This window comes from Kitasatospora sp. cg17-2, from assembly GCF_054031055.1.
Genome location: NZ_CM132923.1, coordinates 621,827 through 644,121, shown reverse-complemented (window position 1 = coordinate 644,121; position 22,295 = coordinate 621,827). Strand labels below are relative to the sequence as shown.

The 22,295-nt window shown below is 74.2% G+C and carries 22 protein-coding genes and 1 riboswitch; of the genes, 13 read left to right on the top strand and 9 right to left on the bottom strand.

Annotation, left to right across the window (positions count from 1 at the left end):
• Positions 1–44 precede the first annotated feature (44 nt).
• A complete protein-coding gene (locus ACW14Y_RS02660; protein WP_456985719.1) occupies positions 45–1,091 on the bottom strand; it encodes a helix-turn-helix domain-containing protein in 1,047 nt (348 codons plus the stop codon).
• Positions 1,092–1,346: 255 nt separating this feature from the next.
• On the opposite strand from ACW14Y_RS02660, the gene ACW14Y_RS02655 reads away from it, so the two are divergent.
• On the top strand, positions 1,347–1,760 hold the full coding sequence (locus ACW14Y_RS02655; RefSeq protein WP_456985718.1) for a (R)-mandelonitrile lyase: 414 nt from the start codon (positions 1,347–1,349) through the stop codon (positions 1,758–1,760).
• A 45-nt stretch (positions 1,761–1,805) separates the two neighbouring features.
• Here the strand turns inward: ACW14Y_RS02655 and ACW14Y_RS02650 are convergent, their stop codons facing one another.
• The 3 genes from ACW14Y_RS02650 to ACW14Y_RS02640 form a co-directional block, all read right to left on the bottom strand.
• The gene (locus ACW14Y_RS02650) at positions 1,806–2,486 is read right to left on the bottom strand and encodes a hypothetical protein (protein WP_456985717.1); all 681 of its coding nucleotides are present in this window, start codon (positions 2,484–2,486) and stop codon (positions 1,806–1,808) included.
• A 224-nt stretch (positions 2,487–2,710) separates the two neighbouring features.
• Complete coding sequence (locus ACW14Y_RS02645) at positions 2,711–3,448, bottom strand: CPCC family cysteine-rich protein (protein ID WP_456985716.1); 738 nt, start codon at positions 3,446–3,448, stop codon at positions 2,711–2,713.
• A gap of 85 nt (positions 3,449–3,533) precedes the next feature.
• Complete coding sequence (locus ACW14Y_RS02640; RefSeq protein WP_380394857.1) at positions 3,534–4,187, bottom strand: GOLPH3/VPS74 family protein; 654 nt, start codon at positions 4,185–4,187, stop codon at positions 3,534–3,536.
• A gap of 324 nt (positions 4,188–4,511) precedes the next feature.
• On the opposite strand from ACW14Y_RS02640, the gene ACW14Y_RS02635 reads away from it, so the two are divergent.
• The 5 genes from ACW14Y_RS02635 to ACW14Y_RS02615 all read left to right on the top strand — a co-directional run bounded on the left by ACW14Y_RS02635 (position 4,512) and on the right by ACW14Y_RS02615 (position 9,488).
• A complete protein-coding gene (locus tag ACW14Y_RS02635; protein WP_456985715.1) occupies positions 4,512–5,726 on the top strand; it encodes a hypothetical protein in 1,215 nt (404 codons plus the stop codon).
• Between the two features lie 288 nt (positions 5,727–6,014).
• Positions 6,015–6,485 carry a BlaI/MecI/CopY family transcriptional regulator gene (locus ACW14Y_RS02630; protein WP_380306648.1) on the top strand — a complete coding sequence of 157 codons (471 nt, stop codon included), beginning with the start codon at positions 6,015–6,017 and terminating at the stop codon, positions 6,483–6,485.
• A complete protein-coding gene (locus ACW14Y_RS02625; protein WP_380444336.1) occupies positions 6,482–7,423 on the top strand; it encodes a M48 family metalloprotease in 942 nt (313 codons plus the stop codon). The genes ACW14Y_RS02630 and ACW14Y_RS02625 overlap by 4 nt, the downstream gene beginning before the upstream one ends.
• A 210-nt stretch (positions 7,424–7,633) precedes the next feature.
• A complete protein-coding gene (locus ACW14Y_RS02620) occupies positions 7,634–8,149 on the top strand; it encodes a MarR family winged helix-turn-helix transcriptional regulator (protein ID WP_380306652.1) in 516 nt (171 codons plus the stop codon).
• 160 nt (positions 8,150–8,309) lie between these two features.
• Entirely contained in the window at positions 8,310–9,488 is a 1,179-nt protein-coding gene (locus tag ACW14Y_RS02615; RefSeq protein WP_456985714.1) for a copper resistance D family protein, read from the top strand.
• Positions 9,489–9,839: 351 nt separating this feature from the next.
• On the opposite strand, the gene efeU is transcribed toward ACW14Y_RS02615, so the two are convergent.
• Positions 9,840–10,706 carry an iron uptake transporter permease EfeU gene (efeU, locus tag ACW14Y_RS02610; protein ID WP_456985713.1) on the bottom strand — a complete coding sequence of 289 codons (867 nt, stop codon included), beginning with the start codon at positions 10,704–10,706 and terminating at the stop codon, positions 9,840–9,842.
• 40 nt (positions 10,707–10,746) lie between these two features.
• Positions 10,747–11,886 carry an iron uptake system protein EfeO gene (efeO, locus tag ACW14Y_RS02605; protein ID WP_456985712.1) on the bottom strand — a complete coding sequence of 380 codons (1,140 nt, stop codon included), beginning with the start codon at positions 11,884–11,886 and terminating at the stop codon, positions 10,747–10,749.
• A gap of 380 nt (positions 11,887–12,266) precedes the next feature.
• Here efeO and ACW14Y_RS02600 point away from each other — a divergent pair, with 380 nt between their 5' ends.
• The 3 genes from ACW14Y_RS02600 (at position 12,267) to ACW14Y_RS02590 (ending at position 17,298) form a co-directional block, all read left to right on the top strand.
• Positions 12,267–15,080, top strand: a complete 2,814-nt coding sequence (locus tag ACW14Y_RS02600; protein WP_456985711.1) for a M4 family metallopeptidase — start codon at positions 12,267–12,269, stop codon at positions 15,078–15,080.
• A 332-nt stretch (positions 15,081–15,412) separates the two neighbouring features.
• Positions 15,413–15,533, top strand: a riboswitch (cobalamin riboswitch).
• A 105-nt stretch (positions 15,534–15,638) separates the two neighbouring features.
• Positions 15,639–16,769, top strand: a complete 1,131-nt coding sequence (locus tag ACW14Y_RS02595; RefSeq protein WP_456985710.1) for a peptidase — start codon at positions 15,639–15,641, stop codon at positions 16,767–16,769.
• A 55-nt stretch (positions 16,770–16,824) separates the two neighbouring features.
• On the top strand, positions 16,825–17,298 hold the full coding sequence (locus tag ACW14Y_RS02590; RefSeq protein WP_456985709.1) for a flagellar hook-length control protein FliK: 474 nt from the start codon (positions 16,825–16,827) through the stop codon (positions 17,296–17,298).
• A gap of 87 nt (positions 17,299–17,385) precedes the next feature.
• Here ACW14Y_RS02590 and ACW14Y_RS02585 read toward each other — a convergent pair whose 3' ends face one another.
• Positions 17,386–18,084 (bottom strand): hypothetical protein, encoded by a 699-nt coding sequence (locus tag ACW14Y_RS02585; protein ID WP_456985708.1) that lies wholly within the window; start codon positions 18,082–18,084, stop codon positions 17,386–17,388.
• A gap of 81 nt (positions 18,085–18,165) precedes the next feature.
• On the opposite strand from ACW14Y_RS02585, the gene ACW14Y_RS02580 reads away from it, so the two are divergent.
• Positions 18,166–18,450: a hypothetical protein gene (locus tag ACW14Y_RS02580; RefSeq protein WP_456985707.1), complete on the top strand. Its 285-nt coding sequence runs from the start codon at positions 18,166–18,168 to the stop codon at positions 18,448–18,450.
• A 215-nt stretch (positions 18,451–18,665) separates the two neighbouring features.
• On the opposite strand, the gene ACW14Y_RS02575 is transcribed toward ACW14Y_RS02580, so the two are convergent.
• Complete coding sequence (locus ACW14Y_RS02575; RefSeq protein WP_380442744.1) at positions 18,666–18,902, bottom strand: hypothetical protein; 237 nt, start codon at positions 18,900–18,902, stop codon at positions 18,666–18,668.
• Positions 18,895–19,389, bottom strand: coding sequence for a hypothetical protein (locus tag ACW14Y_RS02570; RefSeq protein WP_380442743.1), 495 nt, complete (start codon positions 19,387–19,389; stop codon positions 18,895–18,897). Before ACW14Y_RS02570 ends, ACW14Y_RS02575 begins: the two co-directional genes overlap by 8 nt.
• A 617-nt stretch (positions 19,390–20,006) precedes the next feature.
• On the opposite strand from ACW14Y_RS02570, the gene ACW14Y_RS02565 reads away from it, so the two are divergent.
• From ACW14Y_RS02565 to ACW14Y_RS02555, 3 genes are all read left to right on the top strand, one after another.
• Positions 20,007–21,014, top strand: coding sequence for a SigB/SigF/SigG family RNA polymerase sigma factor (locus ACW14Y_RS02565; RefSeq protein ID WP_456985706.1), 1,008 nt, complete (start codon positions 20,007–20,009; stop codon positions 21,012–21,014).
• A gap of 236 nt (positions 21,015–21,250) precedes the next feature.
• Positions 21,251–21,640, top strand: coding sequence for an STAS domain-containing protein (locus tag ACW14Y_RS02560; protein ID WP_380394941.1), 390 nt, complete (start codon positions 21,251–21,253; stop codon positions 21,638–21,640).
• A gap of 288 nt (positions 21,641–21,928) precedes the next feature.
• Positions 21,929–22,204, top strand: coding sequence for a hypothetical protein (locus ACW14Y_RS02555; protein WP_456985705.1), 276 nt, complete (start codon positions 21,929–21,931; stop codon positions 22,202–22,204).
• The last annotated feature ends 91 nt before the right edge of the window (positions 22,205–22,295 follow it).

Below are 22,295 nucleotides of genomic sequence, written 5' to 3'. Positions count from 1 at the left end.
GCGGCGGCCGTCCCGCTGCCCGGGCCGATGGCGGGCGCGGCGTCTCAGGCCGGTCCGGGCGAGCCGTGGCGGGTGCCGGTGGTCGGGTCGGTGCTCGGATCGGTGCTCGGGTCGGTGCTCCGGTCGTTGCTCGGATCGGTGCTCGGGTCGGCAGCCGTGTCGGTGCTCGGATCGGCAGCCGTGTCGGTGGTCGGATCGGTGCTCGGGTCGGTGCCTGGATCGACGGTCGGGTCGGCGGCCGGCCCCGGGGGAGCGGCGGCGGTGTGCGCCGCGAGCGCGTGCAGCCGGTGCTCGGAGGCACTGCCCGGCTCGGCGGTCCACACCACGATGTGCTGGTCCGGTGCCGTGGCACTGGTCAGGGTGTCCCAGTCCAGGGCGAGGTCACCGACCAGCGGGTGCCGGAACCGCTTGTTCCCGGAGGCGTGGACGGCGACCTCGCGGGCCTGCCACCAGCGCTGGAAGTCGACGTGGTCGGCCATCCGCGCGAGCAGGCGGTGCAGGCGCGGATCGTCCGGGCGGCGGGCCGTGTGCATCCGCAGATGGGCCACGCAGGCCCGGGCGCCGTCCGCCCAGTCGCGGTAACGGGACCGCAGCACGGGGTCGTTGAAGAGCAGCCACACGTAGTTGCGGTCCCGGACGGGGTGGCGGCCGAAGTCGGTGAGCAGCGCGGCGGCCGCCGGGTTCCAGGCGAGCACGTCCATGGTGCGGGTGAGGACGAGGGCCGGACCCGTGGCGAGCTGGGCGAGCAGCCGGCGGTTGTGCTCGGTGACCTCGGCCGTGGCGCGGGCCGGGGGTTCGGCCGGTTGCCGTCCGGCCAGGCCGAGCAGATAGGCCCGTTGGTCGGAGGAGAGGCGCAGGGCCCGGGCGAGGGCCTCCAGCACGGGGGTGGAGGCGGGCATCCGGCCCTGCTCGACGCGGGTGTAGTAGTCGGTGCTGATCGAGGCCAGCCGCGCGACCTCGGCGCGCCGCAGCCCCGCGACCCGCCTCGGCGCGCCGTCGGACGGCAGTCCGACCTGCTGGGGCGTCAGCTCGGCCCGGCGGGTGCGGAGGAACGCCCCGAGTTCCTTCGGGCGACCGCCTGAGGTGCTCATGCCCCCAGTGTGGCAGCGGCGGCCGTTGGTGGGGGCGGGATCGGCAGCCAGAAGCGTGCCCGCGCACCGGCGCCCGCGGCAAGTCCGCCGGGAGGGAGAGTTTTCTCCCCCGGTGAAATCCGCGCGTGACGGAAGTGTCCCCTTTTCGGCGGCGGTGCGGCGTGCGAGCGTCGTGGCGCGACCGGCGGCGGGTGTGGACGACGGCGGTGCGAACGGCGGAGTTCCTTCGGCACGCCCCTTCTGGAGAACATGATCATGGAGTTCGCCCAGCCCCCGGCCACCGGCAGGGCCCCGGCCGAGTGGTTCACCGGCGAGGTGTGGTGGGACGTCGTCCACCCGGGCGGGGCACTGCCCCGGAAGCGCGCCAACCTGGTCCGCTTCGCGCCCGGGGCACGCACCCACTGGCACTCCCACGCGCTGGGCCAGAGTCTGCACGTGGTCTCCGGGGCCGCGCTGATCGGCACCCGCGACGGCGCGGTCTTCGCGGCCCGGCCGGGCGAACTGGTGGTCTGCCCGCCGGGGGAGGAGCACTGGCACGGCGCGGCACCGGACGGCTCCATGGAACACCTGGCGACCTGGGAGGGCACCGAGGACGGCAGCCCCGAGACGACCTGGCTGGAGCCGGTCACCGAGGAGCAGTACGCCCTCGTCCGCGGCACGAGCGCCTGAGCCCACCTGCTGCGCCCCGCTCGGCCCGCTCGGCCCGCGTGCTGCTCAGCCCGCGAGCTGGCCCGGCCGGCCGGGGACCCACAGCGGCACCGGGGCGGTGGGCGCCATGTGCCGCGCGGCGTGCTCGTCGAGGACGGCCAGCGCCCGGTCCCGGTCGCCGTCGCTGAGCTCCGCCAGCGTCGCGGCCGCCGAGCGGGCACAGGCCAGGACGAGCGCGAGCATGTCCTGGCGCCGCCGGTGCTCGCGGACGTAGGCCCGGGCACGCTCGAGGATGCAGGCGCCGAGCGTCTCCCGCTCGGCCGCCGCGACCGGATCGGCACCGGCCATCGCCATCTTCACCCCGTACCAGACCAGGACGAGCGCGTCCGGCTCGGCCGGGTGCGACACCTCGGTGAGCTCCGCCCACTCCCGGGCCCCGGCCGACTCCTGCCCCAGCCGCTCCAGCGCCGCCGGACCGTCGCCGTCCTCGCGCCGGAGCACCAGCTCGGCCGCGCGCAGCACCACCGCGCGCAGCACCGTCTCGGCGGGCACCCGCAGCCCCGGCGCGGCCGGGTCGGCGAACGCCAGCCAGGCGTCCGCGAACGAGGCGGCCCGCATCTGCCCCAGCCACGGCGGTGCGCCCTCCACGAGCCCCAACCGCTCCTCCACGGCCAGCCGGACCAGCCCCACGGCCACCAGATCCGCAGCCCCCGCGTCGGGCCCGAGCCCGAACAGTCCGTTCCGCATGGAACACCCCCTGTCCAACGGTCATCACCTTGTGTGCGCACATCCCACCACATTGAGACGGAAACGAACTTGGTCGGGCCTGTGATGAGACGCACGCCACGCCGCCCGCAGCGCCGTGGCGGACGCCCCCGTCACCACTCTGACCTGCGGCTTTCCAATAACGGGTCGCGGCCGCCGGGCGTCGGACCCCCCGGAAACATTGACGCGGACCTGCGGACCGGGCCTCAGCGTCCCTCGGCGCCCCGCGCGGTCGTCCGGTCCGCCGCCGGTGTCCCGTACACGCCGTCGTCGTGGACGACGCAGCGCCCGAAGGCCTCCCGGTACCGCGCCAACTGCTCCCGCAGTGCGGCCGCCGACCGCGGGGCACGACGTTCCAGAGCGGGCCACCCGATGAACCGGAGCTCGGCGGGGAGGACGACCAGGCCGGTGATCGCGTCCCAGAAGGCGTCCCGGTTCCTGCCGTAGAACGCGGGGAGACCGAGCTCCCGCTGCAACGCGGCGTGCAGGCCCCGGTCGTCGAGGACGGCGCCGACGTCGATCACCACCCGCCGGTCCGGGGCCGGGTCCGGCTCCGGAACCTCGGGGGCACCCCAGAAGGTCGGGAGCCACCAGCACAGAACGGTCCGGTCCTCGGGCCACGGGCGGGCGGAGCCGTCGCCCCGGGACTCCTCGAAGACGTCCGTCGCGGGGTCGATCGGACGCCAGTCGGGATCGACGGGCTCGTCCGCCGCCGACGGGCGGGCGTAGAACCGCCCGCGCTGGTCGCACGCGCCGTACGCCCGGACGTTCCGCTGCGCCTCGACGAGCGGGACGCTGTTGGCGCCCGGTGCGAACGGCCAACGGAACTGCACCGCGTCGTCCTCCCAGGAGCAGACCGGGCAGACGACGGAGGAGCCGGGCCGGCCCTCCTCGGCATCGAGGACGAGACGGCCGCAGCAGGGGCAGGGGCGACGGGTGTCCACCGGGACAGTCCGGTCCCGCAGGTCCCCGAGGGCGAGCAGGTTTCGCCGCGGCGGCGCCGGGCCGCGCGGCGGGTCGGTGGTCCGGTCAGCCGCCGCCCATGCCGCCCTGGGCGGCGACCATGGTCAGGTTCAGCCCGGACACCGCGCGGGCCAGGCCGGGCGTGTCGGCGGCGAGGCGGTCGGTGAGGGCGGTGACGCGGTCGGCGTGGTCCTTCCGGTCGTGGCGGGAGAGGACCAGGCGCAGGTGTCCGTGGGCGGCGAGGGCCGCGAGCACCGCGTCCGCGAACGGTGCCTCGGCGGGCGGGGTGCTGCCGCGGACCAGCTCGGCCACCCGTACCTGGAGGTCCAGCGCCTCGCGCGGGTCGTCCATCGCGACCGGCCGATGCGGCACGACCCGGCCGTGGGGGTCGCGGTCCGCGACGGTCAGCACGCCGAGCACCGCGAGCCGCTGCTCGACGGCCTCCAGGGTGTCCTCGCGGTCGCGCCGGATCCAGGACTTCCAACCGCGTGACGCGCCGCCCGCCTCCGCGAGCAGGGCATCGAGGACGTCGTCCCCGGTGGGTTCGGCGGAGACGACCCGGACGTGCCCCGCCGCGTCCTCGGCGACCGCGCCCCGGTGGGCGAGTTCGGCGAGGGCGGCGGCACGGACCAGGAATCCGGCGCGGGTGCGGTCCTGCAGGGACTGGGACCGGGTGTCGAAGGCCAGCAGGTAGCCGGAGAGATGCAGGGCTCGGCTCATGCCTTCGACCATACGGCCGGTGGCCGCCACGACCCGTCACCCCACGGTCGGAGCCGCCGTCCACCGTCAGGACTACCCGAGGGCCGGCGGTGGATGGCCGATTCCGGCGCGGTGAATATCGGGCAACTGCGGGGAATTACCGCATTCCCGGGGCGGGCAGCCGATTCACCGGCGAATCGCCGATGAATCCCCGAGCGAATCAGGACAACTTTCGGTGGGGGAGCGGAATCCGGGAGCCCCAAGGGAGTTCGCGCGTTGGAATGGCAGCTGCGGACCCTTTCACCCGAGCCTACCCCGGTGGCCGAAGGCAGAGAAAGAGATGCCATGGATGATTTCGACGGCGAAACCTCCAAACGCAACCCCGTCTTCTGCGCTCTCGTCGATGCCCCTCTGGACCTGGACCGCGACGACCTCGGGCACCCGGCCCACCCCGGCCTGTGGGAGCGGCTGATCGGCGACCGCAGGCCGGTCGACCAGCGCGGACTCCACTGCCCGGACTGCCGGGCGGACCGCGGCGCCCGGGCCTGGATGTACGTCTTCGAGCGGCAGGGCCTGCGCATTGCCGCGCACCACAATCCGCACCGCCGTCCGTCCGGTGGGAGGGACGTGTCCGACGCCTACCGGGAGCGGTACGTCCGGGCGGCCGAGAGCGCCGGCCACACCGCCGAGGTGGGGGTGGTCGACGCGAACGGCAGGCGGCGCACCGATGTGCTCGTCACCGGTGCGGGCGGGCAACGGTACGGGTTCGAAGCACAGTTGTCGTACCTTTCCGCGGCGGCGGCCCGCGCCCGGGCCGCCGCCGCCCGGGCCGACGGCATCACGGCGGTCTGGCACGCCGTGGACCCGAGGTCGCCGTTGATCGACGCGGTCCCCTGGACCAGGACGGACGACCTGCCCGCGGCCGCCGTGCGCGCGGAGCGCGACCTGCTGGTCCGCGGCGGGGTTCGGGCCCTCTCCCTGGAACTCTGCGACCGGATGCCGACGCCGTGTCCCACCCGCAGGCAGGGCAGCTGCGGGCGCCGCCACGCGCGGTGGGGGCCCCGGCCCCGGCAGTTCGACGACCTCGTCCGCGACATCGCCGCCGGGAACTGCGTCCCGCTGACGGTGCGGGCGGGCCGGAGCGTGCACCGCTTCTGGTCCTCGGTCGAGGACCGCGAGGCCTTTCTCGACAGCGGGGGCACGCTCGCGCCCGCCGACGAGGCGGACGCCGATACCGCCGACCGCGCGCCGGCGCCGCACCGTTCCACCGCCTCCGGTCCGCGCCACCACTCCCGCCGGGGTACCCGCTGCCTCGTCGACCGGGCGGACCGGGCCGAGCGACGGCGACGGTTCGCCGGCCTGCCCGCCCGCGACAGCGGAGAGGCGATCTGGTTCCCCGAGCCGACGGCGGCCCCCGCGCCGATCCCGCGCCCGGAGATCGGCCCGGTCCGGCGCGGGGTCTGTTCGGCGGGACACGGCACTGCCTGCGGCCGGGGTGCCCGGCTCTACCCCGGGGGGTGGTTCTGCGGGGAGCACCGCCCGGGCGCGGCCCGCGCCTGATCCGTCCGGGCCGTGTGGTGGCCGTCCGGTCCGTGCCCCGGTCGCCCGGTTCGTGCCCCGGTCGCGCGGTCCGGCGAGCACGGCCGGGGCCGGTCGCCCGCCGGGGCCGACTGCCTTGCGGCGTGCGCCGACGGTCCGCGTAGAGTCGACCGAGGCACACCTCACCCACGTCGGCCGCGCTCTTCACCGCGCCGGTCCGGGGGCTGGGCCGTCGGCCGTGGCGTCCGCCTCGTCGGCGCGAGGTGTGCCGGTCGAGCGCGTCGGGACAGGGCGGGAACAGGGAGCGAGATGGTGAGGGGCAGGCAGGAGGCGAGGCGTCCGCACGGGGAGCTGGTCGCGGACGTCCTGGCGGTGCTGTGGGCGTCGGCCGAGCCGATGACCGCCCAGGAGGTCAAGGGCGCGCTGCGGCAGGACCTCGCCCGGACGACGGTGGCGACGATCCTCGCCCGCCTGCACGAGAAGGGGACGCTGGACCGGACGCGTCCGGGGCGTTCCTTCGCCTACGCGCCGGTGGCGGACGCCGCCGGGCTGGCCGCGGGCCGGATGCGCCGGGAGCTGGAGAAGGAGCCGCAGCGGGATCTCGTCCTGAAGCGGTTCGTGTCCTCCTTGTCCGCGGACGACGAGGACGTGCTGCGAAGCCTCCTGCTCGCCGCTGAGGGCGAACAGCTCTCCGGGGCGGAGGACCCGGCGAGCGAACCGCTTGCCGCGGCGGAGGACCCGGCTCCGGCGGACGGTCCGGCTCCGGCGGACGAGGGATGACGCCGGTCCTGGTGGTCGTCGCACTGGCCGTCCTGCTGCCCTGGGGCGCGGTGCCCGCGGCGTCGCGGCTCGCTCGGCTGCTCGCGCCGCGGGAAGCCTCCCTGGCCCTCGCGGGCGCGGCGGTCCTGTTGGCGGGCGGCACCGTCGCGGTCCTGGTCGCCCTCCTCCATGTGCCGTTCCTGGCGGGCCTCGAACAGCTGCCGCTCACCGGGGTGACCACGCACTGGCCGGCGGTGCTGCCGGTCGCGGGCGTCGCCGGGGCGCTGCTCGTCGCGCAGGTCGTCCGGCTGGTCCGGGCCGTGCGCCGCCACCGCGCCGTGCTGTCGCGGGCGTGGCGGCTGACCGGCGGGGCGACGGCGGAGGGCGATGTGCTCATCGTGCCGGGGGCCGAGGCGGAGGCCTTCGCGCTGCCGCGCCACCGGGGGCGGGCCGGCCGGGTGGTCGTGACGGAGGGCATGCTCGAAACCCTGGGGGCGTCGGAGTGCGCCGTCCTGCTCGCGCACGAGCGGGCCCACCTCCGTGGGCGCCACCACCTGTTCTCGGCGGCCGCCGACCTCGCCGCCGCCGTCCATCCGGCCCTCGGGCGGCTGCGGACCGGCCTGGAGTTCCACCTGGAGCGGTGGGCCGACGAAACGGCCGCCCGCTCGGTGTCCGACCGGAGGCTCGCCGCGACCGCGATCGCGCGCGCCGCCCTGGCGGGCGCGTCCGGGCCCGGACGCCACGGCGCCCGGCCGCTGTCCGTGAGTTCGGGACCGGTGCCCCTGCGGGTCCAGGCCCTGCTGGCACCGGCGCCCGCCGGACCGGAGGGGCGGAGCTCGTGGCTCGCCGCCGCCGGGCTCGTCGCCGCGGTGCTGGCCTCGACCGTGCTGGCCCTGGGGCTGGCGTACGGCCTGCACGAATACGTCGAGTACGCGGCGGAGGCGCTCACCGGTCGGTGACGCGGGTCGGTCGGTGACGCGGGTCGGACGGCGAGGCGGGCTCGGACGGCGAGGCCGGTCGGGGCGGGAGCTCGGACGGTGCCGCAGCTCGGGCGCCCAGGCATGTGACGACATCGATGTAGACCAATGCTCGGAAGCGCGGATATGGTGAGCCTCGGCTTACCGTCCCGGCCGCGGGACGTCGCACGCTCTCGACGATGGGGACACGGTTTGTACGACGGACGGAAGGGATCCTCGAGTCCGTTCGAGCAGACCGTCTACCTCCTCTCCGAGGCCGGCCGCGCCGTCGACCGCCTGCTCGCGGAGCGGCTGGAACACCGCGGACTGGCCCCGGCCCACCAGGCGCTGCTGTCGACCCTGGCCACCCTGGGCCCGCACGGCCGACGGGATCTCGTGGAACGGCTCGCGCTGCCCGGGACGGACGCCGACCGGGCCCTCGACGACCTGCTCTCCCGGGGCCTGCTGCAGTCGACGGTGGTCCACATCGGGGGGCGCCAGGAACTGCTGGCGATCACCGACCCGGGCCGGGCCGCGCTGGACCTGCTGCACTCCGACGCCTCCGCCGCGCAGGACGGCCTGCTGGCCGCACTGACGAGGGGCCAGCGCGTCGAGCTCAACTCGCTGCTCCGGCGCGTGTGCGCGGCCGCCGCCCGAGGCGCCGGCGGACTGGGCGAGAACCCGGGCGACGGAAGCCGGACGCTGACGGCCGGTCCCCGGTCCGCCTGACCTTTCCGGGCCTTCGAATGCCCTGGTCAAGGCCATGAAGGCCGGTTCGCGTCCGACCGATTCCAGGAGTCCTCCCGGGGCATAACGGGTTGATTCCAGTAGAACAATCAGTCCGTAAAAAGTGAGGGAAGGCTTACCTTTCTAAGGTTAGCCTTCCCTCATGAACAGCCTGATGCTGGCCGCGGACACGGCCGGATACACCATGCCCCAGACCTGGCGGATCCTCACCAAGGCCGGCTACTTCCTCGGCCTCAGCGGTGCCATCGGCGCCACCGTCGGTTACGCCGCCGCGGTGCGCCCCGCGCTCAGGAACGTCGAGCGCAACGGAGCCGGCCCCGACGCCTCGGTGCTGAGATCGAGATCGGCGGCCTACGTCGCCTGGGCGGGCCTGGTGCTGCTGATCGCCGGCTACTTCCAGCTCGCCGCCCGCGTCGCCCGCGCCGGCAAGGGAATGCCCTTCGGCGACGCCCTGGCCCCCGACCGGATCTGGCACTTCCTCCGCCTCCCCGCCGCGAAGGGCGCCTGGATCGCGCAGGGCACCGTCTACCTCGTGCAGAACATCGTCCTCGTCGTCACCTCGGCCGTGATGATCGCCCTGTTCGTCCCGGCCGTCCGTCGGCACACCGACCGCGTCGTCCTCGCCGCGCTGCCCGCGGCGCTGGCCGTGACCCTGGTCGGCGCCGCCCCGTCGGTCACCCCGACCACCTTCGACCGCTGGCTCGACCTCGTCCTCGACCAGGTCCACATCGTGTCCGGCACGGTCTGGCTCGGCGGGCTGGCGCTGCTGGTCGCCCTGGCCGGTACCCGCGGCCGCCTCGGCGACGGCGCCGGGCTGCTCTGGGCCCAGCTGTGGCAGCGCTTCGGCCTCGTCGCGATGGTCTGCGTCGGCGCGATCACCGTCTCCGGCCTGTGGCTGAGCTGGAAGCACGTCGGCAGCGTCCCGCAGCTGTGGACCACCGGGTACGGCATCGCACTGCTGGTCAAGGTCCTGCTGGTGGCCGGGCTGGTGGCCGCCGGCGCCTTCAACCAGTTCTGGCTGATGCCCCGGATCACCCGGGCCCGCCTCGCCGACGACACCGCCACGCTGCGCGACCTGACCCTCGGCCACTTCCCCAAGGTCGTGTGGGGCGAGGTCGCGCTGGGTGTCGCCGTCCTGCTGGTCCTGCCCTTCATCGCCGGGTCGGCCCGCACCGAGGCCGGCAGCCCCAAGGCGGTCTTCTCCGGCAGCATCCTCGCCGCCGGTGCCGCGCTGGTGGTCGCCCTCGCGGTCTCCCTCTACGCGACGGCCAAGGTCTCCGACCTCCTCGCCCGCCGTCCGCTCCCCGCTCCGGCGGTCTGACGGCCCGACCGCGTTCGGCGGTCCGTTGCAGCCCCGCTGTCGGCGGAAGCGTTCGGCACAGTCGTTCGGCAGGACCGGTGACCCCCGGCCCGACCACCTCACGGAGGTGGCCGGGCCGGGGGTTTCGTGCTCCCGGGGGAGCCTCGGCGCGGTCGGGCCGGGCCCTCGCCCGGGCTGGCGGAAGGCGTCGAACTCTGTGGACCTCGGGTCCGTCCAGGCCGGTTCGCGTCCGTGCCCGACCGTCCGCCGGGCGGCCCTCGACCGGTCCGGGAACGCGGACGCCCCGCCCGGGGTGCCGGGCGGGGCGTGGTGCGGTGGCGTGGGTGCGCCGGGTGGCGCGGGCCGGTGGTGTCAGGCGGTGGGGCGGGCCTCGGTGGTGCCGGTGGTGCCGGTGGGCTTGGGGGCGGTGGGCTTGGCGGGGCCGCCGAGGAGGCCGAAGAAGAAGGCCAGGGTGGGGGCGAGGTAGGCGAGCCAGACGACGATCTGGAGGACGCTGGGGTCGGGCTGGAAGTTGAAGACGCCCTTGAGGAGGGTGCCGTACCAGCTGTCCTTGGGGATCGTGCTGGAGATGTCGAAGGCGAGGTTGTGCAGGCCGGGCAGCCAGCCGGCCTCCTGGAGGTCGTGGACGCCGTAGGCGAGGACGCCGGCGGCGACGACGACGAGCATGGCGCCGGTCCAGGTGAAGAACTTCGCGAGGTTGATCCTCAGCGCGCCGCGGTAGAACAGCCAGCCGAGGAAGGCGGCGGTGAGCAGGCCGAGGGCGGCGCCGACGATCGGGTTGTAGCCGTCCTCGGTGGCCTGGACGGCGGTCCAGATGAACAGCGCGGTCTCCAGGCCCTCGCGGCCCACCGCGAGGAAGGCGGTGGCGACGAGCGCGCCGGTGCCCATGGCGAGTGCGGCGTCGAGCTTGCCCTGGAGCTCGCTCTTGAGGTGGCGGGCGGTGCGGCGCATCCAGAAGACCATCCAGGTGACCAGGCCGACCGAGATGATCGACAGGGAGCCGCCGAGGGCTTCCTGGGCCTCGAAGGACAGCTGGGAGGAGCCGAACTGCAGGACCGCGCCGAAGGCCATGGACAGCAGCACGGCCGCGCCGACGCCGGTCCACACCGGCGGGAGCTTGTCCCGGCGGCCGGTCTTGACCAGGTAGGCGATGAGGATGCAGACGACCAGGCTGGCTTCGAGTCCTTCGCGCAGGCCGATCAGATAGTTGGCGAACACGCCGGCTCCATCGAGGTTGTGGTGGGACGGTCTGCGGTGGTTACTTGACGACCACGGCGGCGGCGAGCTTCGACAGGGGCTCGCCGAGGGAGTTGACGGCGTCGGAGAAGGTCTTGCGCTCGGTCTCGGTGACCTTGTCGTAGGAGGTGTAGCTGCCGTCGGCCTGCTTGTACTTGGCGAGCAGGGTCTGGATGGCGGCGAACTCGGAGTCCAGGGTCTTGGCGAGCTCGGCGTCCTTCTCGGCGGCGACGGGCTTGAGCAGCTCGTAGGCCTTCTTGGCGCCCTCGACGTTGGCGAGGAAGTCGGCGAGGTCGGTGTGGCTGTAGCGGTCCTCCTCGCCGGTGACCTTGTTGGTGGCGACCTCGTCGAGGAGCTCCTTGGCGCCGTTGGCCATGCTGGTGGCGGTGATCTCGGCCTCGGGGATCTTCTTCTGCCAGTCCTTGAGGTCGGCGACCAGCTGGTCGGCGAGCTTCTTCTCGGCGTCGCCGATCTTCGCATCGGCCCAGAGGGACTTCTCCAGCTTGTGCCAGCCGGTCCACTCCTGGCCGGGCTCCAGCTTGTCCTCGCGGGTGTCGGTCTTGGGGTCGACGTCGCCGAAGCTCTCGGCGACGGGCTCGGTGCGCTCCCAGCCGGTGCGCGAGGGCGCGAAGAGGGACTTGGCCTTGTCCAGGTCGCCGGCGTTGATCGCGGCGGCGAAGGCCTCGACGGCCGGGATGGTGGCGTCGGCCTGCTCCTGGGCGTACGTGCGGTAGGCGTCGACGGCCGCGGTCAGGCGGGGGTCGGCGGGGGCGGCGGAGCTGTCGCCGGTGACGGTGATCTTCTGGCGGATGCCGTCGCCGACCATGCCGGGCTTGCAGGCGACCTCGTAGGTGCCGGCCTTGATCTCGGCGGTGATGGTGGCCTTGGTGCCGGGGCCGATGTTCTCGCGCTCGGTGACGATCTTGTCGCCGGCGGCGTAGACGTAGACCTCGGTGACCTTGGATCCCTTGTTGGCGATGTCGATGCTGACGTGACCGGCCGGGAACGTGGTCTTCGAGACCTCGCAGGCGGTGTCGGTGGCGTTGACCTTGACGGCGTCGGCCGCGGTCTTGTCGTCCTTCTTCTGCGAGCAGCCGGCCAGCGCGGCGGTCGCCACGGCGAGGGTGAGCAGTGTGGCTGCGGTGGAACGACGGGCGGACATGCGGGCTCCAGCGGTCAGGGTCGGGGGCGTGCTCGGTGACGTCGCGGACGACGTGCGGACGGCGGCCGGGAAGATTAGGTGAACCTTACTAAGGGCGTCCTAATTCGTCTACTTATATGTAGACCTTTGTGGGGCGGGAGTCGGTCGCCGGGTCAATTGCCCGGGTGGGGCGGGGTGGTGGGTGCCGGTTCGGGTCGGGGGCGAGTGGCCTCGGTCGGTCTGCATATGCAGTCGATCGACATATGCAGAGAGATGGCCTATGTTGGTCGCAGGACGGACCGCCGGCTCCGGAGAACGGACGAGCCGTGGGGGTGGGCGTCCGCCGTCCATGCATGGCCTGGCATGCCGTCAGGCCGGCCGCTTCCCGTGGGAGGACCGCAGTGCATCACCGTTCCCGTACACCCGGACCCAAGCTGCTCGGCGTCGCGATCGCGGCAGTGCTCGGCCTCGGGGTGGCCGTGCCACCCGCGTTCGCCGGATCGTCCGCCGGGCCGTCCGCCGACGCCGACCCGGTGCCCGGACTGGTCGCCGGCTCGGACACCGCAGCTCCGCAGCTGGTCACCGGCCTCGCCGAGGCGGCCCCCGGCGACAACCCGGCCGAGGCGGCCCGCGCCTATCTGGCCACCCATCAGGACCGCTACCGGGTCGACCCCGGGCAGCTCGCCGAGGCCGGCGTGGAGCGCGCCACCGACGGCCGGCGCACCGTCAGGTTCGAGCAGCGGCACGGTGGCATACCCGTCTTCGGGGCTCGCTACCTGGTCCACCTGGTCGGCGAAGGCGCCGACCAGCGGGTCGAGTCGGCCGGCGGCAAGTACTTCACCGGGCTCACCGCCCCGACCGTGCAGAGCGTGCCGGACGAGGCGCTGCGACGGCTCGCGATCGACGCGGTCCAGGAGCCGGCGGCCCGCGCGGGCACGGCGGCCGAGGACCACGGCCTGGTGGTGCTGCCCGGCGGCGCCGGCCGGCTCGCCCGCCACTTCACCGTGCGCGGGAGCGACCCGGCGGTCTGGGCGACGAAGGCGCAGGAGGTGTTCGTGGACGCCTCGGTCGGGGAGGTCGCGCTCTCCTACGAGGTGCGCGCCCCGTACCTGCTCGGCGCCCCGGCCGCCGCCGCTGCCGCTCCGGCCCCGGCCTCGGTCCCGGCCGTCGAGCCCGCCGTCGGGACCGCGCCCGATGCCCTCGGTCGGCCCGCCCGGGTGAATATCGGCCGACTCCCGGACGGCACCTACCAGCTCGTCGACCTCACCCGTCCCGCCACCGTCACCACCTACGACGCGGCCGGCCGGGACGTGCTGGACTTCCGCAAACTGCCCGCCGACGCCCGCCCGGCCGCCTCGGCGACCACCGACTTCCCGGCCGCCACCGGCACCAGCGGCGCCACCGACGCCCACCTCAACGCCGCCGCCGTGTACGACTTCTACCGCGACCGTCTGGGCCGCGACGGGATCGACGGCAAGGCCGGACCGATCATCTCCGTCGTCAATGTCACCAGCTTCGACGAGCCCATGAACAACGCGCAGTGGGACGGCGAGAAGATGCTCTACGGAGGCGGCAGCGGCAACTACCGCCCGTTCTCCGCCGCCCGCGACGTGGCCGGCCACGAGATGACCCACGGCGTCGTCAAGTACACCGCCGGCTTCGTCGACTTCGGCCAGTCCGGTGCCCTCAACGAGGCCGTCGCCGACTACTTCGGCAATGCCATCGAGGTGACCAGCCGAGGCATCCCGATGACCGACCCCAGGGCCGCGCTGCTCGGCGAGGACCTCTGCCGCACCGGAACCCCCGAGGCCTGCGCCGGCCGCAGGCTGGACGACCGCCGCACCACCGTGGCCGACTACCTCGGGGTGCCCGCCGGGGTCGACAGCGGCGGCGTGCACTACAACTCCACCATCGTCTCGGGCGCGTTGTGGGACATCCGGCGCACCCTCGACCCGCTCCTCGCCGACCGCCTGGTCTACCGCGCGCTCGCCGAGTACCTCACCCCGCTGGACGACTTCGTCGACGCCCGCAACGCGGTGCTCGCCGCGGGGCGGGCGCTCGGTCTCGACCGTGCCCAACTCCGCACCGTGGCCGGGGCCTTCGACGCCCACGGGATCAAGGACGGCTGGCAGCGCCGGATCGGCGTGGACAGCCGGCCGCTGCTGCGCGAACTCTCCACCGAGAGCGTGGCGCCGGATGTCGCCGCCGGCCGCTGGGTGGTGGCCACCGCGGGCAAGGGGGCCAAGGGCAGCATGGCCGTGTACGCGGGCGCTGTCACCGGCTCCGCCGAGCCCGCCCGGCTCAGCCCGGAGGACGGCCGCTCGCACGGCTGGCCCACCACCGACGGAACGACCGCCGCGTGGGTGGCGATGGGGCCGGGGGCCGACGGGACCTGGGGCATGGAGGTGCTGGCCCGGCCGCTCGACGGCGGCCCGGTGCGCAGCGTTCACCGCGGCCCGAACCAGTACCTCGGTGACGTGCGGGTCTCCGGGGGAGACGTCGCCTTCCTGATGTCGGACCACACGACCGGCCGCAGCGGGCCCGTGCTCTCCCGCGACGGGGCTCCGGAGACGCTGATCGCGCTGCCCGAGGGCCACCAGGCCGCCGGTCTCGCCCTCCACGACGGCCTGCTCGCCTGGACCGAGAGCTGGCAGGTCGGTGAGCGGACGGTGAGTGCGCCGACCGTCTACTCGCTCGCCGCCGGCAAGGTCGTCGCCCAGTACGTGGTCGACGACGCGAACGGCACCGCCGGGACCTCGGTGGCCAGCCTCAGGATGGCCGGCGGCCGGCTGCTCTGGGTCGAGACGCCCTTCGACCGGACGAAGGGCAGCACGATCCGCTCCGGCGCGCTGGACGGCTCCGGCGTGACCGACCTCCTGCCCGCAGGCCCCCGGTCCGGCACCGGCACCGGCACCGGCAGTGGCAGCGGCAGTGGCAGCGGCACCGAGCCGCGCCGGATCGTCGGCCTCACCGCCTCGGACCGGGCGGTCACCTTCGCCGAGGCCGCCCGTCAGGTGACGGGTGCCCCCAAGAACACCGATCTGCCCAAGCTCTGGCAGCTCCCGCTCACCGGCGGCACCCCCGAGCGGATGTCCTGCAACCGGGGCGGCCAGTACTCCCCGGTGGCCGACCGGGGCACCCGGGTGGTCTGGCTGGACGCCACGGCGGGCCGCACCGATCTGGTCGTGCGCGAGCGCGCGGCCGGCACCTGCTGACCGGAGGCGGCTGCCCCGGGGTCCGCACCAGGGCTCTCGACCCCGAAGCCCGGACCCCGTCCGCCCCGGTCTCCCGCCCGGCCGCCGCATCCCTGCGGCGGCCGGGCGGGTCCTTGTCGTCACCGGGCCGCCGCGGTGCCGAACCCAGCCGTCGCCGTGCCGGTCCCGGTCCGTCGCGGTGCCGGTCCCGGTCCGTACGCGAGGAGTGCAGCGCTCCGGCCGCTGAGGCCCTGCCGCCGCGCCCACGCCCAGCCACCGCGCTGCCGCACCGATGGCGATCCGCCCTCGAACCGGCCTTGACCCCCTCTCAGCCGAGCCGACATCATGAGCCGTCATGTTCTGACTCCGCCGTCGGGGGAAGTCCGGTCGAATTCCGGCGCTGACCCGCAACGGTAGGCCGCCGACGGCACGTCGGTGGCGAGCCCGAGTACCCGTCGGCGGAGGTGTGTCCCCTCCTCCCGTCGTGGTCTGCGGCCAGGGGCTCCCGGAGCCGTCGGGCCGTTCACCCCGCGCGGTCGCCGGCGGCCGCCCGTGCGCCCAGGCCCGGAAAGGCCTCGCATGTCCGCCTCCGCGCTCCGCCGCCGCCCGCTCCGCCTGCTCGCGATATCCGCGCTGGCGCTGACCGCCACCCTCCCGGCCGCCACCGCCGCCCGGGCGGCCGCCCCGGCGCCGACCGCCACCGCCCCGACCTCCATCACCTCGTCGGCCTCCGGCGACGCTGCCACCACCTACCGCCCGGACGCCGCCGCGGCCGGCTGGCTGGCCCGCCAACTCGTCAACGGCGACCACTTCGAGTCGGTCTTCGACGGCACCGCCTACCCCGACCAGGGCCTCACCATCGACGCCGTGCTCGCCTTCGCCGCCGCCGGCAGCGCCGACCAGGCCGCCGCGCGCGACACCGCCTGGCTCGCCCGCCCCGACATCCTGGTCGGCTACCTCGGCGACGGCACCGCCGAGGCCTACGCCGGAGCCACCGCCAAGCTCCTGCTCGCCGCCGAGGTGCGCGGTACCTCCCCGTCGGCCTTCGGCGGCGTCGACCTGCCCGCCCGACTGCGCTCCCTGCTGACGCCGAGCGGCCGTTTCTCCGACCGCTCGCAGTGGGGCGACTACAGCAACGCCTTCGGCCAGTCCCTGGCCCTGATCGCCCTCCAGCGCACCCCCGGCGGGGCCCCGGCCTCCGCCGTCGACTTCCTGGCCGCCGCCCAGTGCGCCGACGGCGGCTTCCCGATCGCCTTCGGGCAGCCGACCTGCACCGCCGACACCGACGCCACCGCCCTCGCGGCCCAGGCCCTCGCCGCGACCGGCCGCAGCGCCAAGGCCAAGGCGGGGCTGGACTGGCTGACGGCCCACCAGAACACCGACGGCGGTTTCGCCGCGGCCGGTGCCACCACCTCCAACGCCAACAGCACCGGCCTGGCCACCTCCGCCCTGCTCCCCGGCGGCCGGTTCATCAGCGGCCTCAAGGGCTGGAGCAGCCTGGTGAAGCTCCAGCAGGGCTGCTCGGCCGACCCCGCCGTGCGCGGCGCCGTCGCCTACGACGCGAGCGGCTTCAACTCCGCCAACGCCACCCGGGCCACCGCCCAGGCCGTCCTCGGTCTCTCCGGTCAGGGCCTCGCCGGTCTCAGCGCCCACGGCGCCCGCCCGTCCGCCCCCACCCTGGCCTGCCCGGCCCCGGCCGCGCGCCCCTGACGGCGGCCCGCCCGTGACCCCGCACCGCCGCCCGCCGCATCCGAGGAGCACGCCCATGACCACCACCTCCGCCCGTCCCACCCGCCGTACCCTCGGCGCCTTCGCCGCCGCCGCGGCCCTCACCGCCGGCCTGCTCGGCGTCTCCACCGCGACCGCCCCGCCGGCCCGGGCCGCCGCCTGCACCGGCACCTCCGGCGTCACCGTGGTCGTCGACTTCACCGCCCTCGGTGGCGGCATCGAGACCGGCTGCGCCGCGGGAGACCCGGCCAGCGGCCTCGCCGCGCTGACCGGTGCCGGTTTCTCCTACTCCTTCCACCCGCGCTTCCCGGGCTTCGTCTGCAAGATCAACACCCTGCCGACGACCTGCACCAACCCCACCGGCACCGCCTACTGGTCGTACTGGCACGCCGCGCACGGCGGCCCGTGGTCCTACAGCAACCTCGGTGCGGGCTCCTGCAACCCGGCTCCGGGCGAGGTCGAGGGCTGGTCCTTCGGCGCCGGTGCCCAGCCGGGCATCACCGCGCCCTGACCTCGGACCCGCTCGGCGGGTTCTCCGTACGGACGCTCGGCCGGGGGTCGGCCGGGCGTTCTCACGGCGTTGCTACGGTGTCGTGCCCTACTGGCCGGGCGTCTTCGGGGCCTCCAACTCCACGTGGTGGACGCTGAATCCGCCCCGCACCACCGGGGCGAACGGGGCCGGGGCCATGCAGGTGCCGACCACCGGCTGGTAGGGCTGCTGGTCGGGACCCATGTCGAGGTTGGCCACGCCCCAGGAGAAGCCGAGGCGGTCGCCGTCACGGCCGCCGCCCCGGTAGACGCTCAGACCGATCCTTTCGTTGGCATTCCCGATGTCCGAGGTGGTGACGACGGCGGTCAGGGTGGCGACCGGGCCGCCGGTGCTGAGGCAGTCCACCTCGGCCACGGCGTTGTAGACGACCCCGGTGGCGGCCACGCGGTGGGAGTAGCGGACCGTGCCGACGGCGTCGGTGGGCAGTCCGTCGGGCGCCTTGGTGCCCGGAAGGGGGCGGGAGTACGGCTTCGCCCGGGCGTCGACGGTGAACCAGATCTCGTCGTCCGGGGAGAAGGCGTACCAGACCCGGGCCTTGCCGCTGACGCTCGCCGGCCCCGCGGTCCGGCCGTCGCGGCCGTCGGACGCGGAGCTGTCGGACCCGGAGCTGCCGACGGACAGGGCATCGGCGGAGGCCGGCACGACGCCGGTGAGCGCCGCGAGGGCCAGCCCGGCAGCAGCGGTGGCCCGGGCGGTCCGGACGGCGGCACGGTTGCTGGTGCGAATGCGATTACGAATGCGGAACATGGTGGGTCTCCCTCCCCGGCGGCCCGGTCGGCCGCCCTCTCGATGCCCCCAATCCTGGTCGCCGCACCCCCACCCGCACATGTGCCGATCGGCACATTTACCGAGCTCACCCGCGCGCTCCACCCCTGCCGAACGACAGGGTCGGAGCCGACGGCCCGTCAGCCGGTCGCCACCGGCGTGAAAATCGGTACCGACTGTCGCGGCTCGGCGATCCGAGACGAGACCGAGACCGAGGCCGGGAGCGAGCAGGTCAAGGCCGATCACGCCGGCATGTCCTCCGGTCGGGACGATCGCGTACCGGTTCTGGAGAGCCGGGGCGAGCCCGACTGCGTGGGCTGGATCGATGAGCTCCCGATCGCGCTCTGACCGGGATCCGCTCAGCCACCCTCATGGTAGGGAGAAGGGGCTTCGCTTCCTGTGGGCGGGGAGGGGTTCCCCGAGGGTCACCTGCACGACCTTCGGGCGATCGGTGGTGTTCGCCGACGGGCCCGGCATCGAGGTGCCCCCAGGAGGAGGGCGCCGTCGAGGGGCAGGGCGGCTGCTTCCGCCGCAACCACTTCCTTCCGGCGCCTTTTCTGGAGCTACTGCCGAGCCTTGCTGGTAGCCACGATGTCGATGGCGACTCGGAGTGGTGTCTCCGCATTCCCCAGCAGCGCCCGGGTGATCGCGATCGCCTGGATGGTGCTCATGCCGCGCTCGGCCAGGAGGGTCTGGACAGCCTCCATTCCATTGCTCTCGAGGACCGGCCGGGACTCCTCGACAAGCGCGGTCCAGCGTGCGGCTTCCTCGGGACGCAGTCCGATCACGTGGTCAAACACGACTGCTTCCTTCTTGTGTCGCGCCGGCACGTTGTACTCGCGTCCCGTTGGAGCTGACTACTGCGTCCAGGGCCTTCACGGCGTCATCGTAGTGACGGCGATCGAAGTGGAACGGGCCGAATCCCGAGTAGTCGCGTGTCCTGCGGTGGGGCTGTTCGAAGGAGTCCCAGGTCACGCGGTCGGAGGTCACGGTGATGTTGGCCATCAGTGGCCAACATCCCCACTCTCCGCATTCACAGCCGAGCAGGGGCGTCCCCGGTCCCATGGCTCCGGTGGATCGTCCATGGAAATGGTCTTCCATCGGGCCGAACCGAAAGAACTCCGGGAGAAGTCCACCGTAGGCGTCTCCGGCCGGCTGCATCCCCGCGTCCGCCTCGAACTGGTCGATCAATTCGGTGAGTGGTATTCGGTCGATGCACGGAACGACTTCGAGCACGCCGTGTCCAGCGTGGCGTCTGCAGTCGAAGTGGAGCTCCTGGCTGGTCATATCCTGACTTGCCTTCCCTGAACTTGTTCTTGAGTGCTGGTCGGGCCGGGGCTGTCACCGCTGCTGGGGCAGATGCCGATCGAGTGGGGCGACGGTCTCGGCTCGTTCGCCTGCAGGGAAGATCAACACGGCGCGCATGGGTGGAGCGTAGGTGCTGCGGGTTCTCCGTGGCCACGGATATTCCGAGCTGTCGCGGGTCCTCGGCCGCCGTGGTGGTGGCCGAGGCGAGGTCGACTCCGCCGCCCAAGACCTGCGCGTTCGGAGTCGGTGACGCGGGCGATGAGGTTGTCGCTGATGTCCACCAGTCGCGGCTCTTGGGTCAGGGGGCCGGGGCACTGCGGTGCGGAGGTGGCGGTGATGGACGGCCCGGCAGGGTTGCTCGGGTCCGCGGGAGTGAAAGGGGCGAAAGTGAATGAAACGCCCCATGTCGGGTACCAGAACCAACGGAGCGGCCGCACAGCGCCGCAGGCTGCTCCCGCGCCCATGTCGGGCGTCGCCTGGACCGTGGCTTCGAAGGAGCCGGGCAGAGGTCTTCGGGAAGAGGGGCCGCAGTGCGCGGGCGATGACGCCCACCCCTCCCGCGGTCCGAGGGGTTCCCGCTGCCCAGGAGAATCGCCGTGTCCACAACCATCGAGGGAACCGGCCACCGGACCGGCCCGCCGCCCGTCTCCTCCGGCCCTCCGCCGGGCGTGCCCGCGCGCCCCGGTGAGGCGCAGTTGCGTGCCATGGGCAAGAGCGAGGCCCGCCGACTGAGCGACGAGCTCTTCGAGCGCCTCGCCGGGCTGGCCCGCGAGACCCAGGCCTACAGCTACGTGCGTGGCACCGTCATCGAACTCAACATGCCGCTGGTGCGGTTCATCGCCGGCCGCTTCCGTCACCGCCGCGAGGACATGGACGACATCCTCCAGGTCGGCACCGTCGGTCTGATCAAGGCGGTCGACGGTTACGACCCCGGGCGCGGCGTCGAGTTCGTCACCTACGCCATCCCCACCATCGCCGGGGAGATCAAGCGGTTCTTCCGGGACACCTCCTGGCCGGTACGGGTGCCGCGGCGGATGCAGGAGTGCTACCTCAGGGTCGCGCGCGGCTCGGACCGGCTGGAGCAGGAACTCGGCCGGCTGCCGCACCCCGAGGAGATCGCGAAGGCGCTCGACCTCGGCGTGGAGGAGGTCGTCGAGGGCCTGGTCGCCGGCCGGGTCTACCGGCCCGATTCCCTCGACGCCTTGCGCGAGCAGGACTCCGACGAGTCCGGCAGCGCACTGCTGGACCGGCTCGGGGCCTGCGACCCGGGCCTCGAACTCGCCGAGTTCCGCACCGCCGTCCGACCCTTGCTCGGACAACTGCCCCGGCGTGAGCAACTGGTGCTCGAACTGCGGTTCTGGGAGGACCGGACGCAGTCCGAGATCGCCGAGCGGATCGGCGTCTCCCAGATGCACGTGTCCAGACTGCTCTCCACCACCCTCGCGCGCCTGCGCGGACAACTGGACGACCGCGACGCGTCCGGTTGGAGCGACGCTCCGACCGACCCCGACCCCGACCCCGACCCCGACCCCGACCCCGACCCCGGCCCCGGCCCTGGCGCCCCACTCGGGCCCGGCGCCTGCCGGGACCGCGGGCCCGCCTGAGAACGTGCCGACCCCGGTGTTCCGGAACTCCCGAGGGCCCCGAACCCCCGAGAATCCGACCACCTGCCCGCCTCCCCGTGTTTCCGGCCCCCACAGCGGTCAGCCGCGCTGAGGGGGGCCGTCGGTACGGAGGAGGAGAAGGCGGAGGAGAAGAGCGCGTCTGCTGCGCCGGGTGCTCCGGTCCCGGACCCGACTCCGGGACCGGCCGTCCGCCGAGAACGAAGAGGAGGACCGTCATGAGCCGCCGCCCGCCTCGCCCGCCCCGACCGCCCGCCACCGGCACCGCGCCCGCCCCGGACCAGCCGGTCGGACTCACCACCCACGCCCGACCGTGGGCCCGCGGCACCGTCCTCACCCTGAACGGGGAGCTCGACCTCGACTCCGTCGCCGTGCTGCGCGAGGCGCTCGATCCGGCGCTGGCCACCCCCGGCACGGTCGTCCTGATCGACTGCGGCGACCTCGCCTTCTGCGACTCCACCGGCCTGTCCGAACTGCTCGAAGCCGCCATCAGGGCGCGCGAGCACGGCAGCCGGATCGAACTCGCCCGCCCCCGGCCGATCGTCCGCCGTGTCCTCGAGATCACGGGTGCCACCGACGCGTTTCCCGTCCGTGACGTCTTGCCGTGACCCCTGCGCCCCGCCCGGCGTACCTGGGCCCGGGCACGGCCGCCCCTCCGAGGAGGCGGCGCTCCTCGACGTCGACGGAACGCTGCTGGACACCAGCCACCGCCTCCGCGGTCCCGCGCCGGCTCCACGCGGGGACGGCGCGGGATTGCGGAGGCGGTGGGGCGATGCCGGGGCGAAACGGTGGGGCGGCGTTCGGGGGCCGCCGTTCGGGGAACTCGCAGGGCCGGGGATCAGGTGGCGCAGGAGCAGAGGGAGGCCGGCGGGATGAGCCAGCGAGGACGACGGATCGTGGCCGGCGCACGTGCCCGGGGGCTGGCGGTGCGCGGGCGGGTGTGGGCGGTGACGAGCGGGACCCGCCCACGGGCCCTGCCCGCGCTGGGACTCCTGCCCCCGGTGCTGCTGGCCGGAGGACTCGCCGCCGAGCCGGCGCCGGTGCTGTGGGCGCTGATCGGAGGCTGGGTACTTGCCCTCGGCCTGGCCGGGCTGCTGCTCCGCCGGCCGGTCGGGAGCGGTGGCCGGACCCGCGCCGTGCGCCGTTCCGGCGGCGGGGCCGACGGACGATGAGGCGGCTGCCACCGGCCGTCCGGGGACCGCTGTCCGCGGCCCTGCCGGACCTGGTCGCGGCCGGCCCGCCCGACGGGCCCGCCCGCCCGCA